This window comes from Streptomyces sp. NPDC092296 (assembly GCF_044755465.1).
In the GTDB taxonomy this organism is placed as follows: Bacteria; Actinomycetota; Actinomycetes; order Streptomycetales; family Streptomycetaceae; genus Peterkaempfera.
In genome coordinates this window covers 166,298-180,959 of record NZ_JBIVRB010000004.1, presented here as the reverse complement: position 1 = coordinate 180,959, position 14,662 = coordinate 166,298, and the positions used below count along the sequence as shown (strand labels likewise).

General features: G+C 74.2%; 15 protein-coding genes. 3 read left to right on the top strand and 12 right to left on the bottom strand.

Features of this window, described 5'->3' with window-relative positions:
- Positions 1 to 223: 223 nt before the first annotated feature.
- A complete protein-coding gene (gene shbA / locus ACIQGZ_RS13900; protein ID WP_402601976.1) occupies positions 224 to 808 on the bottom strand; it encodes an RNA polymerase sigma factor ShbA in 585 nt (194 codons plus the stop codon).
- 494 nt (positions 809 to 1,302) lie between these two features.
- Entirely contained in the window at positions 1,303 to 1,914 is a 612-nt protein-coding gene (locus ACIQGZ_RS13895) for a response regulator transcription factor (RefSeq protein WP_014136228.1), read from the bottom strand.
- Between the two features lie 517 nt (positions 1,915 to 2,431).
- Between ACIQGZ_RS13895 and ACIQGZ_RS13890 the strand changes: the two genes are divergently transcribed.
- Positions 2,432 to 2,758, top strand: coding sequence for a WhiB family transcriptional regulator (locus tag ACIQGZ_RS13890; protein WP_402601693.1), 327 nt, complete (start codon positions 2,432 to 2,434; stop codon positions 2,756 to 2,758).
- 150 nt (positions 2,759 to 2,908) lie between these two features.
- Here ACIQGZ_RS13890 and ACIQGZ_RS13885 read toward each other — a convergent pair whose 3' ends face one another.
- From ACIQGZ_RS13885 to groES, 3 genes are all read right to left on the bottom strand, one after another.
- On the bottom strand, positions 2,909 to 3,949 hold the full coding sequence (locus ACIQGZ_RS13885; RefSeq protein ID WP_402601692.1) for a LysR substrate-binding domain-containing protein: 1,041 nt from the start codon (positions 3,947 to 3,949) through the stop codon (positions 2,909 to 2,911).
- Positions 3,950 to 4,042: 93 nt separating this feature from the next.
- Positions 4,043 to 5,671, bottom strand: coding sequence for a chaperonin GroEL (gene groL, locus ACIQGZ_RS13880; RefSeq protein ID WP_402601691.1), 1,629 nt, complete (start codon positions 5,669 to 5,671; stop codon positions 4,043 to 4,045).
- A gap of 97 nt (positions 5,672 to 5,768) precedes the next feature.
- The gene (groES, locus tag ACIQGZ_RS13875; protein ID WP_055586200.1) at positions 5,769 to 6,077 is read right to left on the bottom strand and encodes a co-chaperone GroES; all 309 of its coding nucleotides are present in this window, start codon (positions 6,075 to 6,077) and stop codon (positions 5,769 to 5,771) included.
- A 533-nt stretch (positions 6,078 to 6,610) separates the two neighbouring features.
- Between groES and ACIQGZ_RS13870 the strand changes: the two genes are divergently transcribed.
- A complete protein-coding gene (locus tag ACIQGZ_RS13870) occupies positions 6,611 to 7,777 on the top strand; it encodes a methyltransferase domain-containing protein (protein ID WP_402601689.1) in 1,167 nt (388 codons plus the stop codon).
- 7 nt (positions 7,778 to 7,784) lie between these two features.
- On the opposite strand, the gene ACIQGZ_RS13865 is transcribed toward ACIQGZ_RS13870, so the two are convergent.
- From ACIQGZ_RS13865 to tsaB, 5 genes are read right to left on the bottom strand one after another with little or no spacing between them, the layout of a single operon-like run.
- Entirely contained in the window at positions 7,785 to 8,687 is a 903-nt protein-coding gene (locus ACIQGZ_RS13865) for a polysaccharide deacetylase family protein (RefSeq protein ID WP_402601687.1), read from the bottom strand.
- 50 nt (positions 8,688 to 8,737) lie between these two features.
- Positions 8,738 to 9,037 carry a hypothetical protein gene (locus ACIQGZ_RS13860; RefSeq protein WP_402601686.1) on the bottom strand — a complete coding sequence of 100 codons (300 nt, stop codon included), beginning with the start codon at positions 9,035 to 9,037 and terminating at the stop codon, positions 8,738 to 8,740.
- A complete protein-coding gene (gene tsaD / locus ACIQGZ_RS13855) occupies positions 9,034 to 10,128 on the bottom strand; it encodes a tRNA (adenosine(37)-N6)-threonylcarbamoyltransferase complex transferase subunit TsaD (RefSeq protein ID WP_402601684.1) in 1,095 nt (364 codons plus the stop codon). Before tsaD ends, ACIQGZ_RS13860 begins: the two co-directional genes overlap by 4 nt.
- Entirely contained in the window at positions 10,121 to 10,651 is a 531-nt protein-coding gene (gene rimI / locus ACIQGZ_RS13850) for a ribosomal protein S18-alanine N-acetyltransferase (protein ID WP_402601975.1), read from the bottom strand. Before rimI ends, tsaD begins: the two co-directional genes overlap by 8 nt.
- 29 nt (positions 10,652 to 10,680) lie before the next feature.
- A complete protein-coding gene (gene tsaB / locus ACIQGZ_RS13845; protein WP_402601683.1) occupies positions 10,681 to 11,343 on the bottom strand; it encodes a tRNA (adenosine(37)-N6)-threonylcarbamoyltransferase complex dimerization subunit type 1 TsaB in 663 nt (220 codons plus the stop codon).
- A gap of 177 nt (positions 11,344 to 11,520) precedes the next feature.
- Here tsaB and ACIQGZ_RS13840 point away from each other — a divergent pair, with 177 nt between their 5' ends.
- Positions 11,521 to 12,090, top strand: coding sequence for a hypothetical protein (locus tag ACIQGZ_RS13840; RefSeq protein ID WP_402601682.1), 570 nt, complete (start codon positions 11,521 to 11,523; stop codon positions 12,088 to 12,090).
- A 604-nt stretch (positions 12,091 to 12,694) separates the two neighbouring features.
- Here the strand turns inward: ACIQGZ_RS13840 and tsaE are convergent.
- Both tsaE and ACIQGZ_RS13830 read right to left on the bottom strand, forming a co-directional pair.
- A complete protein-coding gene (gene tsaE, locus ACIQGZ_RS13835) occupies positions 12,695 to 13,198 on the bottom strand; it encodes a tRNA (adenosine(37)-N6)-threonylcarbamoyltransferase complex ATPase subunit type 1 TsaE (RefSeq protein ID WP_402601681.1) in 504 nt (167 codons plus the stop codon).
- Between the two features lie 54 nt (positions 13,199 to 13,252).
- Positions 13,253 to 14,653, bottom strand: a complete 1,401-nt coding sequence (locus ACIQGZ_RS13830; protein ID WP_402601680.1) for an alpha/beta fold hydrolase — start codon at positions 14,651 to 14,653, stop codon at positions 13,253 to 13,255.
- Between the last annotated feature and the right edge of the window lie 9 nt (positions 14,654 to 14,662).

Below are 14,662 nucleotides of genomic sequence, written 5' to 3'. Positions count from 1 at the left end.
CCCCGCCCGCCCGCGTGCTCGCACCGGTACCTGCACGGGGCTGCTCGGGAGCGCAAGGCGCACCTGAGGCACTGCGGGGACGCCGAGGGCTCCGCCCGGACACCGATACTCCATGCTACTGGGACCGGAGACCTTTACTTCCGCCCCCTTGACGTCCCGGGCATCCCTTGACGCCAACGGCCCCTCGGGCCGACACCCCGGTCGGCCCGGCCCGCCGCCGGGCTCAGGCGGTCAGCCCGGTGGCCCCGTCGGCCTGCCCGGCCAGCGCCCGCAGCCGGGTCAGCGCCCGGTGCTGGGCGACCCGGACGGCGCCGGGCGACATCCCCAGCACCTCCCCGGTCTCCTCGGCGGTCAGCCCGGCGGCCACCCGCAGCAGCACCAGCTCCCGCTGGCGGCGCGGCAGGCAGGCGAGCAGTTCACGGGCCCAGGCGGCGTCGCTGCTGAGCAGGGCGCGCTCCTCCGGGCCGAGCGCCTCGTCGGCGGTCTCCGGCAGTACGTCGGCGGGGACGGCCGTGGAGGCGGGGCCGCGCATGGCGGCCCGCTGCAGATCCGCGATCTTGTGCGCGGCGATCCCGTACACAAAGGCCTCGAAGGGCCGGCCCTGGTCCCGGTAGCGGGGCAGTGCGCAGAGCACGGCCAGGCAGACGTCCTGTGCCACGTCGTCCACGTGGTGCCGGGCGTTGCCGGGCAGCCTGGTCAGCCGGGCCCGGCAGTAGCGCAGCACCAGGGGGTGGACATGCGCCAGCAGCGCGTCGGTGGCGCGGCCGTCCCCCTGGACGGCGCGGACGACCAGGTCGCCCACCGCCATGGACGGCGCCGACTGACGGGTCGGCTCGGCCACTGTCTCCGCCACCCTCCGCACCCCGAGGCCCCCCTGCCGACCGGCTGAACGCGACTGTCCGGCGCCTGCTCCTTCGGGCACGGCCGCGCCGAAGTCTGCCTCGCCGGGAGCGGCCGCCTCGTCGTAGCGCATCGGTCCATGGTGCCTGGTCGAACCGGAAAACGCGGCACCGCCCCCGGACTTGTGCACCGGAACGTTATGAGCTGCCCCGCCCGTGACGGCCGTGGCCTGCGGTGCGGCGTCCGGCAGCGGGTCCCCGAGGTACTCCATGCCTCTATGGTGCGGCCTGCGGCGCCCGCTGACACCATGCGGTCCCGCGCCGCGCACGGGGCTGCCCGGTCCGGAGCCGCCGGGAGGCGGTACGGGAGCCCCGCCCGCCTCCGGGGCGGGTGCCGCCGCCCGCACCGTAGCGCCGGACACCGGCGCCACGGGCCGCTCGGCGACCCCCGTCCTACGACCGCTCAGCGGACCAGGCCCCAGCGGAAGCCCAGCGCGACCGCGTGTGCGCGGTCGGAGGCGCCGAGCTTCTTGAACAGGCGGCGGGCGTGGGTCTTCACCGTGTCCTCGGAGAGGAACAGCTCACGGCCGATCTCCGCGTTGCTGCGGCCGTGGCTCATCCCCTCCAGCACCTGGATCTCCCGCGCGGTGAGGGTCGGCGCGGCGCCCATGTCCGGCGAGCGCAGCCGACGCGGGGCCAGCCGCCAGGTCGGGTCGGCCAGCGCCTGGGTCACGGTGGCCCGCAGCTCGGCGCGGGACGCGTCCTTGTGCAGGTAGCCACGGGCGCCGGCGGCGACCGCGAGGGCCACCCCGTCGAGATCCTCGGCCACCGTCAGCATGATGATGCGGGCCCCGGGGTCGGCCGACAGCAGCCGCCGGACCGTCTCCACCCCGCCCAGACCGGGCATCCGGACGTCCATCAGGACGAGGTCGGAGCGGTCCGCCACCCACCGGCGGAGGACCTCCTCGCCATTGGTGGCAGTGGTCACCCGGTCGACCCCGGGCACCGTCGCCACCGCGCGGCGGAGCGCCTCCCGGGCAAGCGGGGAATCGTCGCACACGAGAACGGATGTCATGACCGTCCTCCGCAGCTGATCCGCGTCACGTTGAGCCTCCTGGCTGGTACGAATCGTCACCGACACGGCCAATGACGACAGGCTTCGATCGGATCGCTCGTACTGCTCGCGATCGGTCCCGACGCCCGGCGCCCGCTAACCGCCTCCGCACTCCCAACGACCGTCACTCGAATGAGTTACGGGTCGGCGGCCACCTCCACCACTCTACGTGGTCGACCCGTTACCGATCGCCGCCCGCCGCCCGAGCCGTGCGCCGCGTCCTGCACGCCCGGCGGGTCCGGTGTAGTCCCAACGAGTGCACCGGCTCCCAGGACACGCCACCACCCGGCTTGTACTCTTAGTCCTTTTTCATGGGATTTGGGTAGAGAGAGCCTGTTGTGCAACTCACTGGGCATCTTGTCCTATAGATCTCTCCGTAGGTCATATTTCCATGTGTTCGCACTGACGTCCCGGAGCCTCGCCGTGACGGCCGACGCAGCCGCCCCCGAGCCTCGCGAAACCCTTGAGGGGATGAGCCATGGCAGACTTCTCTCGCCTTCCCGGCCCCAACGCTGACCTGTGGGACTGGCAGCTCTCGGCCGCCTGCCGCGGTGTGGACAGCTCCCTGTTCTTCCATCCGGAGGGCGAGCGCGGCGCCGCCCGCAGCTCGCGCGAGCAGGCCGCCAAGGAGGTGTGCATGCGCTGTCCGGTCCGCACGCAGTGCGCCACCCACGCGCTGACCGTCCGCGAACCGTACGGGGTGTGGGGCGGCCTGACCGAGGACGAACGCGAGGAGCTCCAGGGCCGGGCCCGGCACCGCCTGGTGGAGATCCCGCTGATCGCGCCGTCGACCGGACCGTGTTGAACGGCGGCCCCGCAGTGCGCCGGGCCGCCGGGCCGTACGGGACCACTCATGCAGGATCGTTTCTGCAATGCGCCGACCCGGACCGGACGACGCCGGGCCGCCCACCCGCAAACCGGCCGCCGGCCGCCGGCCCGCCAACCGCCCGAGCTGTCAGCCGACGGGCTGGGCCAGGCGTCCGGCCGCCACCCTGGTCAGCCGGTCCAGCATCAGCTCCACCGCCGGCACCCCCGCCAGGTCCGGCAGGGTGAGCGCCACCACCTGCCGCGCCGCGGGCGGGGTCAGCTCCACCACCGCGACGCCCGTGTGCCGTACCGACTCCAGCGCCAACCCCGGCAGCACCGCCACTCCCAGCCCGGCCGCGACCAGGCCCACCACGGCGGGGTAGTCGTCGGTGGCGAAGTCGATGCTCGGCTCGAAGCCCGCCCGGCGGCACAGCTCCACGAGATGGCCCCGGCACTGCGGGCAACCCGCGATCCACTGCTCCCCGGCCAGCTCCACCAGCCCGACCGGCCGGCCCGCGCCGCGCTCCGCCAGCGGATGCCCGGCGGACACCAGCGCGACCAGCCGGTCGTCCAGCAGCGGGCGGACCACCAGCTCCGACCAGTCACCCGCAGCGGCGGACGCCGCCGCCTCCAGCGCGGCCTCGGCCCGCGCCTCGCGCCGGGAGCCATGGCCGCCGGCCGCCACCGGCTCCTCCTGGTGGACCGGCGGCTGCTCCCGTACCGGCAGCGGCAGATCCGGGTAGCGGAAGGCCAGCGCCACTTCGCACTCCCCGGCCCGCAGCATCGCCAGCGCCTCCGGCGGCTCGGCCTCCACCAGTGAGACCCGCACCCCCGGGTGCGAGGCCCGCACCTCCGCGACCGCGCGCGGCACCAGGGTGGAGCTGGCGGTCGGGAAGGAGACCAGCCGCACCCGCCCGGCCCGCAGCCCGGCGATGGCGGCGACCTCCTCCTCGGCGGCGGTGAGCCCGGCGAGGATGCCGCCCGCGTGCTTGAGCAGCACCCGGCCCGCCTCGGTGAGCTGCATGCCCCGGCCGGAGCGGGCCACCAGCGGCGTACCGACCGACTTCTCCAGCGCCTTCATCTGCTGGCTGACCGCCGGCTGGGTGCAGCCCAGCTCCCGGGCGGCGGCGGAGAAGGAGCCGGTCCGGGCCGCCGCCCGCAGGACCCTGAGATGACGTGCCTCGATCATTCCCCAATCATAAGCAGTGCTTTGAGAAACGACCGGGGCCTGTGCCCGCCGCGAGGAAGCGGCGGGCACAGGCCCCGGAAGGGATGCGCTGCGTCAGTGCGAGTGGCCGTGGCCGCCGTGCGAGTGGCCGGCCTCCGGCTCCTCCTCCTTCTTCTCCACCACCAGGGTCTCGGTGGTGAGCAGCAGGGAGGCGATGGAGGCGGCGTTCTCCAGGGCGGAGCGGGTGACCTTGACCGGGTCGATGACGCCGGCCTTGATCAGGTCGCCGTACTCGCCGGTGGCGGCGTTGAAGCCCTGCCCGGCGTCCAGCTCGGCCACCTTGGCGGTGATCACGTAGCCCTCGAGGCCCGCGTTCTGGGCGATCCAGCGCAGCGGCTCGACCAGCGCGCGGCGGACGACCGCGACACCGGTGGCCTCGTCGCCGGTCAGGCCCAGGCCGTCCTCCAGCACCTTGGCGGAGTGGACCAGGGAGGCGCCGCCGCCGGCGACGATGCCCTCCTCGACCGCCGCGCGGGTCGCCGAGATGGCGTCCTCAAGGCGGTGCTTCTTCTCCTTGAGCTCCACCTCGGTGGCGGCGCCGACCCGGATGACGCAGACGCCGCCGGCCAGCTTGGCCAGCCGCTCCTGCAGCTTCTCGCGGTCCCAGTCGGAGTCGGTGCCGGCGATCTCGGCCTTGATCTGCGCGACCCGGCCGGTGACCTCCTCCGAGGAGCCCGCACCGTCGACGACCGTGGTGTCGTCCTTGGTGACGGTCACCCGGCGGGCGCTGCCCAGCACGTCCAGACCGGCCTGGTCGAGCTTGAGGCCGACCTCCTCCGCGATGACGGTGGCACCGGTCAGGGTGGCCAGGTCACCGAGCATGGCCTTGCGGCGGTCACCGAAGCCGGGGGCCTTCACCGCGACGGCGTTGAAGGTGCCGCGGATCTTGTTGACCACCAGGGTCGACAGGGCTTCGCCCTCGACGTCCTCGGCGATGATCAGCAGCGGCTTGCTGGCGCCACCCTGGAGGATCTTCTCCAGCAGCGGCAGCAGGTCCTGGATGGAGGAGATCTTGCCCTGGTGGATCAGGATGTACGGGTCCTCCAGGACGGCCTCCATCCGCTCCTGGTCGGTCACCATGTACGGCGACAGGTAGCCCTTGTCGAACTGCATGCCCTCGGTGAAGTCCAGCTCCAGGCCGAAGGTGTTCGACTCCTCGACGGTGATCACACCGTCCTTGCCGACCTTGTCCATCGCCTCGGCGATCAGATCGCCGACCTGCTGGTCCTGGGCGGACAGCGCGGCCACGGCGGCGATGTCGTCCTTGCCCTCGATCTCACGGGCGATGGCGAGCAGGTGCTCCGAGACGGCCGCGACGGCGGCGTCGATGCCCTTCTTCAGAGCGGCGGGGCCGGTGCCCGCCACGACGTTGCGCAGACCCTCGTTGACCAGGGCCTGGGCCAGCACGGTGGCGGTGGTGGTGCCGTCACCCGCGACGTCGTTGGTCTTGGTGGCGACCTCCTTGACGAGCTGCGCGCCAAGGTTCTCGTACGGGTCGTCCAGCTCCACCTCACGGGCGATGGTGACACCGTCGTTGGTGATGGTGGGAGCACCGAACTTCTTGTCGATGACGACATTGCGGCCCTTGGGGCCGATCGTCACCTTCACGGTGTCGGCGAGCTTGTTGACGCCGCGCTCAAGCGAGCGGCGCGCGTCCTCGTTGAACTGCAGGATCTTCGCCATCGTTGCGTCTTTTCCCTCTCAACAACCGCGCCCCGGGACCCCGGTCACTGCTGACAGGGAGCCCGGGGCGGGTCACGACTCTACGGTGAGCGTCGAATTACTTCTCGATGATCGCGAGGACGTCGCGAGCCGAGAGGACGAGGTACTCCTCGCCGTTGTACTTGACCTCGGTGCCGCCGTACTTGCTGTACAGCACGACATCGCCGACGGCGACGTCCAGCGGGAGACGCTGGCCGTCCTCGAAGCGACCCGGGCCCACGGCCAGGACGACGCCCTCCTGGGGCTTCTCCTTGGCAGTGTCCGGGATGACCAGGCCAGAGGCCGTGGTGGTCTCGGCGTCGAGCGGCTGGACCACAATGCGGTCCTCGAGCGGCTTGATGGCAACCTTGGTGCTGGCGGTCGTCACGTCCGACCTCCCCCTTCGGAGATCTCACGGGGTTGTCTAAAGGTAGGTGGCGACCTGGCCGGCCCGTCGTCGCGGGTGCCGGACCTGCCTCGTCGCGTTAGCACCCTCCTGGGGAGAGTGCCAAGGACGACCATAGGGGGCGTCTAGCACTCAGTCAACCAGAGTGCTAACCAGTGGCTGGTCTCGCTGACCGGAGACGGGTACCGACGGGGGTCGTCCTGGCGGCTGTCCGTAGGGGGTTGGGGGCGCGCGGCGGGGCCTGCCGGCCTTGAGAACGGCCCAGGAAACGGCAGGCGCCATGGGCGTGTCGCGGCCCCCAGGGGCGCGAGGAACTGCGCGAACACTCAGCCCCGCACCCCCAGGGGCGCGAGGAACTGCGCGAACAACCCCCACCTCCGTGGCGCGCCGCACAACGCCCCGCGCCCCGAGTGGCATCACCGCACAGCCCGCACCCGACCGAAGCACCCCCACCGAAGCACCCCCACCGAAGCACCCCCACCGAAGCGCCCGCACCGAAGCGGGAGAATGGCCGAGTGGAGATCGACGCGTTCCAGGAGCTTCAGTCCGGCGAGGGGCAGGCCCTGCTGGCCCTGCTGCGCGACTACGACCCCGGCCAGGAGCTGGCCCTCGCCACCCGGCTGCGCCGCGAGCACCCCGCCGAGCTGGTCTCGGCCGCCCTCGGTCAGGCCCGGCTGCGCCAGCGCGCCCGCGCCAAGTTCGGCGGCGACGCCGACCGGATGTACTTCACCCCGGACGGGGTCGAGCAGGCCACCCGCACCACGGTCGGCGAGTGGCGGGCCCGCCGGTTCGCCGCGCTGGGGGTGCGGCGGCTGGCCGACCTCTGCTGCGGGGTCGGCGGCGACGCCGTCGCGCTGGCTCGGGCCGGTATCGCGGTGCTCGCGGTGGACCGCTCGCCGCTGGCCTGCGCCGCCGCCGAGGCCAACGCGCGGGCGCTGGGAGTGGCCGACCTGGTCGAGGTGCGCTGCGCGGACGTGGCCGAGGTGGACCTGACCGGATACGACGCGGTCTTCACCGACCCGGCGCGCCGGGGGGCGCGCGGCCGGATCTTCGACCCGGAGGCGTACTCCCCGCCGCTCTCCTGGGCCGTCGCCGCCGCCCGGCGCACCCCGTACGCCGCACTGAAGATCGCCCCCGGCGTGCCGCACGAGGCGGTGCCCGCGGACGCCGAGGCCGAGTGGGTCTCGGACGGCGGGGACGTCAAGGAGGCCGTGCTCTGGTTCGGCACCGGCGCCGCGCAGCCGCACCGCGCCACCCTGCTGCCCGGCGGCCACACGCTGACCGGCGGCCGGCTGCCCGACCCGGCCGTGGGCCCGGTGCGCCGCAACCTCTACGAGCCGGACGGCGCCGTGATCCGCGCCCACCTGGTGGCGGAGGTCGCGGAGCGGGTCGGGGGCGGCCTGCTCGATCCAACCATCGCCTACCTCGCCTCCGACACCCTGGTGCCCACCCCGTACGCCACCGCGTACGAGATCACCGACACCCTGCCGTTCAACCTCAAGCGGCTGCGGGCGCTGCTGCGCGAGCGCGGGGTCGGCACGGTGGTGGTCAAGAAGCGCGGCTCCGCCGTGGAGCCGGAGGAGCTGCGCCGCAAGCTCCGGCCGCAGGGCCCGAACTCCTGCACGGTGTTCCTGACCCGGGTGGCGGGCGCGCCCACCGTACTGCTGGGGCAACCGGCCTGACGGCGGGTCAGCCGGAGGTGCCCAGGTAGTCGTCGAGCCGGCCCACCGCGAAGCCCTGCTGCTGGATGCGGTGCAGCAGCGCGGCGAACATCTGGGTCATGGTGTGCCCCTTGAGCTCGGACGGGCCCCGGAAGTGGGCCAGGATGACGTCACCGGGGCGCAGCTTCTTGTCGGGGGCCTGGTACTGCATGTCGGTGATCTGCATCGACTCCTTCCAGAGCACCACGGCCTTGATCCCGCACTCCTTGGCCGCCTGGAGGGTGGCGGCGTTGTAGTTCCCGTACGGCGGCCGCAGCAGGGTGGGCGCCTTGCCGTACTCCTTGGCGAGCTTCTGCTGCTGGCCGCAGATCTCGGCGCGCTGGGCGGCGGCGCCGAGGGTGGGCAGGTCGGGATGGGTCAGGGTGTGGTTCTGGACGGTGTTGCCGAGCCCCTGGAGCGGGGTGAAGTAGCGGTAGTCAGTGCGAATGCTGGCGTCGGTGAGGAACATGGTGACCGGCACCTTGAGCTCGCTGAGCATCCGGACGAACTCCGGGTCCTTCTCGGCGCCGTCGTCGATGGTGATGAAGACGACCCGGTCCTTGGTGTCGACCTGGCTGATCACCGGGATCGGTCCTGAGTCGCCCGGTCCGCCGGTGGGCAGCGCGGGCGCGGCGGGCGGCTTGGGGGCGGCCCGCAGCGGGGTGAGGTGCCAGCCGCGCCAGAGCGCGGCCTGCCGTCGGGCGGCCTCCCGCCTGGCGTCGGCGGACGGGATGGCGGCGTGGGCCGTGGTGGCGCCCGCCGACGGGGTCGGGCCGCCGGGGCCGGGGGCGGGCGCGCCGGTGCCGCAGGCGGCCAGCGAGGCGGCGGCGGCCAGCGAGGCGCCGATGACGCCGTACCGGACCGCTCGCCCGCGTGCACTCCGATCGATCATGCGTATGAGGACGCCGGGGGCGGATCGGTGGTTGCCGGGGCGCGCGGCGGTCACGGGAAGCTCTCGACCCGGTGGAAGCGCCACCGGTGCGGGGCGCGGGCCAGCAGTTCCTGCGGCGGGTCCGGCAGCTCGGGCAGCGTACGCCGCTCCGGCTCGGTCACCGCCTCCGGAGCCGCCGACCACCAGGTGATCACCAGCACCCGGTCCTCGGCGGCGGTGAACACCTCGGCCCGCTCCAGACCGGCCGCCGACGCGGTGAGCGCGGGCAGGCCCCGCTCCAGCGCCCAGGCCAGCAGCGCGCCGCCGCGCCCCTCGGCCGCCCGTGCCTCCCACATCAGGGTGACGGTCACACCCCACCTCCCAGCGCCTGGTGGGCGTGCGCGTGCACGGCCCCGTGCGGGTCCGGTACGGAGACCTCGGTGACCGGCAGCGAGGAGTCGGCGGACAGGTCGAACGCCGAGGCGTCCCGGCCGCGCCAGACCATCTCGGCGCCGAGCGCGGCCACCATCGCACCATTGTCGGTGCACAACCCCGGCCTCGGCACCCGCAGCCGGATGCCGGCCCGCTCGCAGCGCTCCTCGGCCATCGCCCGCAGCCGCGAGTTGGCCGCCACACCGCCGCCGATCATCAGATGGTCGACGCCGCTGTCCCGGCACGCCCTGACCGCCTTGCGGGTGAGCACATCGGTGACCGCCTCCTGGAAGGACGCGGCGACGTCCGCCACCGGTACGTCCTCCCCGGCCCGCCGCCGCTGCTCGACCCAGCGGGCGACGGCGGTCTTCAGCCCGGAGAAGGAGAAGTCGTACTCCGGGTCGCGGGGGCCGGTGAGCCCGCGCGGGAAGCGGATGGCCTCCGGGTCGCCCTCGCGGGCCAGCCGGTCCACCACCGGGCCGCCGGGGAAGCCCAGGCCGAGCACCCGGGCCACCTTGTCGAACGCCTCGCCCGCCGCGTCGTCGATGGTGGCGCCCAGCGGCCGTACGTCCCGGGTGATGTCCTCGGTGAGCAGCAGCGAGGAGTGCCCGCCGGAGACCAGCAGCGCCATCGTCGGCTCCGGCAGCCGGCCGTGCTCCAGCTGGGAGACGCAGATGTGCGAGGCCAGGTGGTTCACCCCGTACAGCGGCTTGCCCAGCGCGTACGCGTACGCCTTGGCCGCCGACACCCCGACCAGCAGCGCACCGGCCAGCCCGGGGCCCGCGGTGACCGCGATGCCGTCCAGGTCGCTCGCGACGATGCCCGCCGTGTCCAGGGCGCGCTGCACGGTGGGGACCATCGCCTCCAGGTGGGCGCGGCTGGCGACCTCCGGGACGACGCCGCCGAACCGGGCGTGCTCGTCGACGCTGGAGGCCACCGCGTCGGCGAGCAGGGTGGTGCCCCGGACGATGCCGACGCCGGTCTCGTCGCAGGAGGTCTCGATGCCCAGTACGAGGGGCTCGTCAGCCATGAGTGGTCTTTCCTTGATCGGCCGAAGGTACAACTGGATGTCCGGCGGGATGGTCCGCAGCGGCGGGCAGCGGGGCGTGCGCGGGGTCCGCCAGGCGCATCACCAGGGCGTCCACCCCGGCGGGCTGGTAGTAGCCGCGTCGGACGCCGACCGGCTCGAAACCGAAGCGCTCGTACAGCCGCTGGGCGCGCAGATTGTCGACCCGCACCTCCAGCAGCAGATCGGCGCAGCCGCGCCGCCCCGCCTCCCGGACCAGGTCGGCCAGCAGCCGGGAGCCGAGCCCGGTGCCCCAGTGCTCGTGGGCCACCGCGATGGTCTGCACATCGCCCTCGCCGGCCACCGCCATCAGCCCGGCGTAGCCCGCGATCCGGCCCCCGGCGTCCTCGGCCACCGTGTAGTGGCGGCTAGCGCCGGGGTGCCGGGTGGCGGACAGCTCGGACCAGAACATGCCCACCGACCAGGCGTCCTCGGGGAAGAGCCGGTTCTCCAGCTCCACCACCGGCGCGATGTCCCACCAGCGCATGGGCCGCAGGGCGGCGCCGGGCCCGCCGCTCACGCCGGGAGCACCGCCTTGTAACCGGCGGGCACCTGGGCGTCCGGCCGCCGCAGATAGAGCGGGACCGGCGGCAGCAGCTGCTCCCCGGCGGCCAGCCGCTCGGCGGCGTGGGCCGCGAGGTGGGCCGCCGAGAGGTGCTCGGGGCCGCGCGCGCCGGTGAAGGCGTCCGGGTAGAGCAGCGCGCCGGCGCCCACGGCGGGCAGTCCGGCCACCCGGTCGGCGATCTCGGCGGGCCGGTCGACGTCCGGGCCGGAGACCCGGGCGCCCGCCGCGTCGTAGGCGGCCCAGTAGACCTCCTTGCGGCGGGCGTCGGTGGCCACCGCGAACGGCTCGGCCAGACCGCCCGCCCTGGCGGCGTGCGCGATGCCGTCCAGGGTGCAGACGCCGTGTACGGGGATGCCCAGCGCATGGCCGAGGGCGGCGGCGGTGGCCAGGCCGACGCGCAGCCCGGTGTACGGGCCGGGGCCGACGCCCACCGCGATACCGGTCAGCTCGCCCTTGTCCGCTCCGGCCTCGGTCAGCACCCGGTCGATCACGGGGAGCAGCAGCTCGCCGTGGCGTCGGGCGTCGATCCGGGTGCACTCGGCCAGCACCGCTTCGCCATCGTGCAGGGCGGCCGTGACGGCGGGGGTGGCGGTGTCGAACGCTAGGAGGAGCACGGGAACCTACAACCGTGGTGGGGGCTGCTGTCTCGGGCACCATGCTACGTTCCGCGCACCCCCGTCCGGAGCGGGTCGAACGGTCGTCCGGGCGGCCGAGGGGCGGACCGGCGGCGGGCGGGGTGGCCGACTGCTGGCACGATGGGTGGTGACAGCAACCGGATGGCAGGAGTGCGCGTGGCGAAGATCGGTTCGGGTGTGGTCGTCACCGGCCTCACCCTGGGGGCCCTGGCCGTGATCACCGCGCTCGCCGTACAGGCGAACGGCACCGAGGACCGCGCCACCGCCGCCCCCGCACCCTCGACCTCGCCGGTGCAGGCCGCCCCGACCGCCACCGCCCCGGCCAAGCCGAAGGTCCCGGCGGTGCCGGCCCACTCCGGCAGCGGGCGGCGGGTGGTCTACTCGCTGGGCCAGGACCGGGTGTGGCTGGTGGACCCGACGCACAAGCCGCAGGTGGTGCGTACCTTCACCGTGCAGCCCAGCACCGTCGACCCGGACCCGGGGACGTACCCGGTGCACAGCTTCACCCCGACGGCCACCGGCTCGGACGGCACCCCGATCGAGCATGTGGTGCTCTTCGCGTACTCCTCCGACCTCTGGGTCGGCTTCAGCGCGGCGGTGGACGGCTCCACCCCGAAGCCCGACCCGGCCAAGAAGACCGGCGGTGTCCGCGAGACCCGCGCCGACGGCAAGGCCCTCTGGGACTTCACCCATGTCACCCAGAGCAAGATCATCGTCGTCGACTGACCCCACCCCTGCCCAGAGCGCACCCCGGCGCCCGAAACCCAGCCCCCACCCCCAGGGGCGGCGAGGAACCGCGCGAGAACTCCCCACCCACCCGGGCCACCCAGGGGCGCGAGGAACTGCGCGAACAACCCCAACGCACCCCGAGCCCGAAAACCAGCCCCACCCCCCACCTGCCCAGGGGCGCGAGGAACCGCGCGAACAACCCCAACGCACCCCGAGCCGGACAACAAGCGCAGGCCCCCACCCACCCAAGGCGGTCAGCCGCTAAGCAGCCGGGCGCAGCCGCCCCTCGCCCGGCTCGTCAACCGGCGGCGGCGTGGAGACGGCGGCCGCCGCAGCACACGCCGCCAGCACATCCCGTATGCCCACGGCCGGAAGCCCGGACCCCACCGGGCCCGCAGTAACGTCCGGCGCGGGCAGCCCGCGCCGGGACTCTGCCGCCCCGTCGCGCGGAGTGGTGCTCGACATGACGCCTCCCGGAGTTAGGCAAACCTAACCAGCACCACCATGTCACCATGCCCGACCCCCAGGATGCAACCGCTTGCCGACAACGTGTCGGCAACAGCCCCGGCCCGGCCCCGCCCCGGCGGCAGCCGCCCCGGCGTCACCGAGCGAGCACCCCCAGGTCCACCCCGTCCCAGCGCGGCCCCACCCCGCCCAGCACCACCCGGCGCGGATCGCCGTCCTCCTCGGCCGGCGCGTCCCCGCCGAGCCCGCGCCCGATCCGTACCTCCAACCGGTCCTCGGACAGCTCCTCGACCCGCCCCTCACCCCACTCCACGACCACCACCGACTCCGGCAGCGAGACGTCCAGGTCGAGATCCTCCATCTCGTCCAGCCCGCCGCCCAGCCGGTAGGCGTCCACGTGCACCAGCGCCGGCCCCCCGCTCAGCGACGGATGCACCCGGGCGATCACAAAGGTGGGCGAGGTGACCGCGCCGCGCACGCCGAGCCCCTCCCCCAGGCCCCGGGTGAGCGTGGTCTTGCCGGCGCCGAGTTCGCCGGAGAGCAGCACCAGGTCGCCGGGGAGCAGCAGCGCGGCGAGGTCGCGGCCCAGGCGGTGCATGTCCTCGGGCGTGGGCACGGTGAGCGTGGCGTACGAGCCCATGGGGGTGTCGCTGTCCTTCCGGTGGTACGGGCGGGGGGCGGAGTGCCCCGGTGGTCAGGGTCGCATGCCCGCGCCGCCCGGCGGGGCGGCGGTGGCGCGGTCCAGCAGGGCGGCGAGGCGGCTGTTCACCAGCTCCGGGTGCTCCAGCATCACCAGGTGTCCGGCGTCGGGGACGAGCAGCAGTTCGGCGCCGGGCAGCGCGGCGGCTATCGCCTCGCTGTGTCCGGGCGGGGTGAGCAGATCGCGGGAGCCGGCCAGCACCAGGGCGGGGATGCCGGAGAGCGCGGCCAGCGCGGCGGTCTTGTCGTGCAGGTCGAAGGCCGGGTAGAACTCGGCGACCACGTCGATCGGGGTGGCCTCCAGCATCTGCTCCGCGAACCGGGCCACGGCCGGGTCCACCTCGTGGCTGCCGAAGGAGAACCGGCGGTACAGCGCCGCCGTCAGCTCGCTGCCCGCCCGCCGGGTGGCCTCGACCAGCTCCACCTGGCGGCCCAGCGCCCGGATCACCCCCGGCGCGACCCGGTGCCACACCTTGGCGCCGTACGCGGGCAGGCCGAGCGTGACCTCGCGCCAGTTGCCCGCCGTGGTGCCGAGCAGCGCCACCCCCACCACCCGGTCGCGGAACAGCTCCGGGTCCTGGTCGGCGAGCGCCATCACGGTCATGCCGCCCATGGAGTGGCCCACCAGCACCAGCGGGCCTTCGGGGGCCACCGCGTCGATGACCGCGCGCAGGTCGGCGCCCAGCTGGTCGATGGTGGCGGGTTCGCCGGACTGGTAGGACCGGCCGCGCTCGGAGCGGCCGTGGCTGCGCTGGTCCCACAGGACCAGCCGGGCGCTGTCCCGCAGCGCGGCGCGCTGGAAGTGCCAGCTGTCCAGGTTGAGGCAGTAGCCGTGGCAATACACCACGGTCAGCGGGGCGGTCCCGGGCTCCTCGGCGGGCGCGGCGGGGGCGATGGGCAGCGGCTGGGGGCGCGGCGGGCGGCGGCGGGTGAACCAGCTCCGGCGTACGACGCCCTCGTCCACGTCCACCTCCACGTCCTCCGCCTCCCCGTCCTCCGCCTCCCCGTCCTCCGCATCCCCGTCCTCCCCTTCCGGCGCGGCAGGCGCTTCCGGCAGGCCGAGCCCGTCCAGCTCCACGTACAGCCGGGTGCCGTCGTCCGCCGTGACCTGGCGGGAGACACCGCGCAGCGAGCCGAACGGCGCGGCGGCGTCCAGTTCGGCGCGGGCCCGCAGCCGCATGGTGCGGCTGACGGTGAGCCGGTCCATGGCCATCCCGGCGGCCGCGCCCGCCGCCACCACGCCCACCGACATGCCGACCAGGGCCGCCCGCCGCCCGGCGCGCAGCAGCCGGCCGTCCACGGCGGCTCCGGCGACGCCGCCGACCGCCTGCACGGCGCGCAGCGCGGGGCCCGCGCCGGGGGCCGCGTCCGCCGGCCCGCGCGCGTCGCCGCTCATGCCCGGGAC

Coding starts and splice junctions, on each gene's coding strand:
- shbA (WP_402601976.1), bottom strand. CDS start 808: ATGGCGGTGGGCGACCTGGTCGTCCGCGCCGTCCAGGGGGACGGCCGC.
- ACIQGZ_RS13895 (WP_014136228.1), bottom strand. CDS start 1,914: ATGACATCCGTTCTCGTGTGCGACGATTCCCCGCTTGCCCGGGAGGCG.
- ACIQGZ_RS13890 (WP_402601693.1), top strand. CDS start 2,432: ATGGCAGACTTCTCTCGCCTTCCCGGCCCCAACGCTGACCTGTGGGAC.
- ACIQGZ_RS13885 (WP_402601692.1), bottom strand. CDS start 3,949: ATGATCGAGGCACGTCATCTCAGGGTCCTGCGGGCGGCGGCCCGGACC.
- groL (WP_402601691.1), bottom strand. CDS start 5,671: ATGGCGAAGATCCTGCAGTTCAACGAGGACGCGCGCCGCTCGCTTGAG.
- ACIQGZ_RS13865 (WP_402601687.1), bottom strand. CDS start 8,687: ATGATCGATCGGAGTGCACGCGGGCGAGCGGTCCGGTACGGCGTCATC.
- tsaD (WP_402601684.1), bottom strand. CDS start 10,128: ATGGCTGACGAGCCCCTCGTACTGGGCATCGAGACCTCCTGCGACGAG.
- rimI (WP_402601975.1), bottom strand. CDS start 10,651: ATGCGCTGGTGGGACATCGCGCCGGTGGTGGAGCTGGAGAACCGGCTC.
- tsaE (WP_402601681.1), bottom strand. CDS start 13,198: ATGGGCTCGTACGCCACGCTCACCGTGCCCACGCCCGAGGACATGCAC.
- ACIQGZ_RS13830 (WP_402601680.1), bottom strand. CDS start 14,653: ATGAGCGGCGACGCGCGCGGGCCGGCGGACGCGGCCCCCGGCGCGGGC.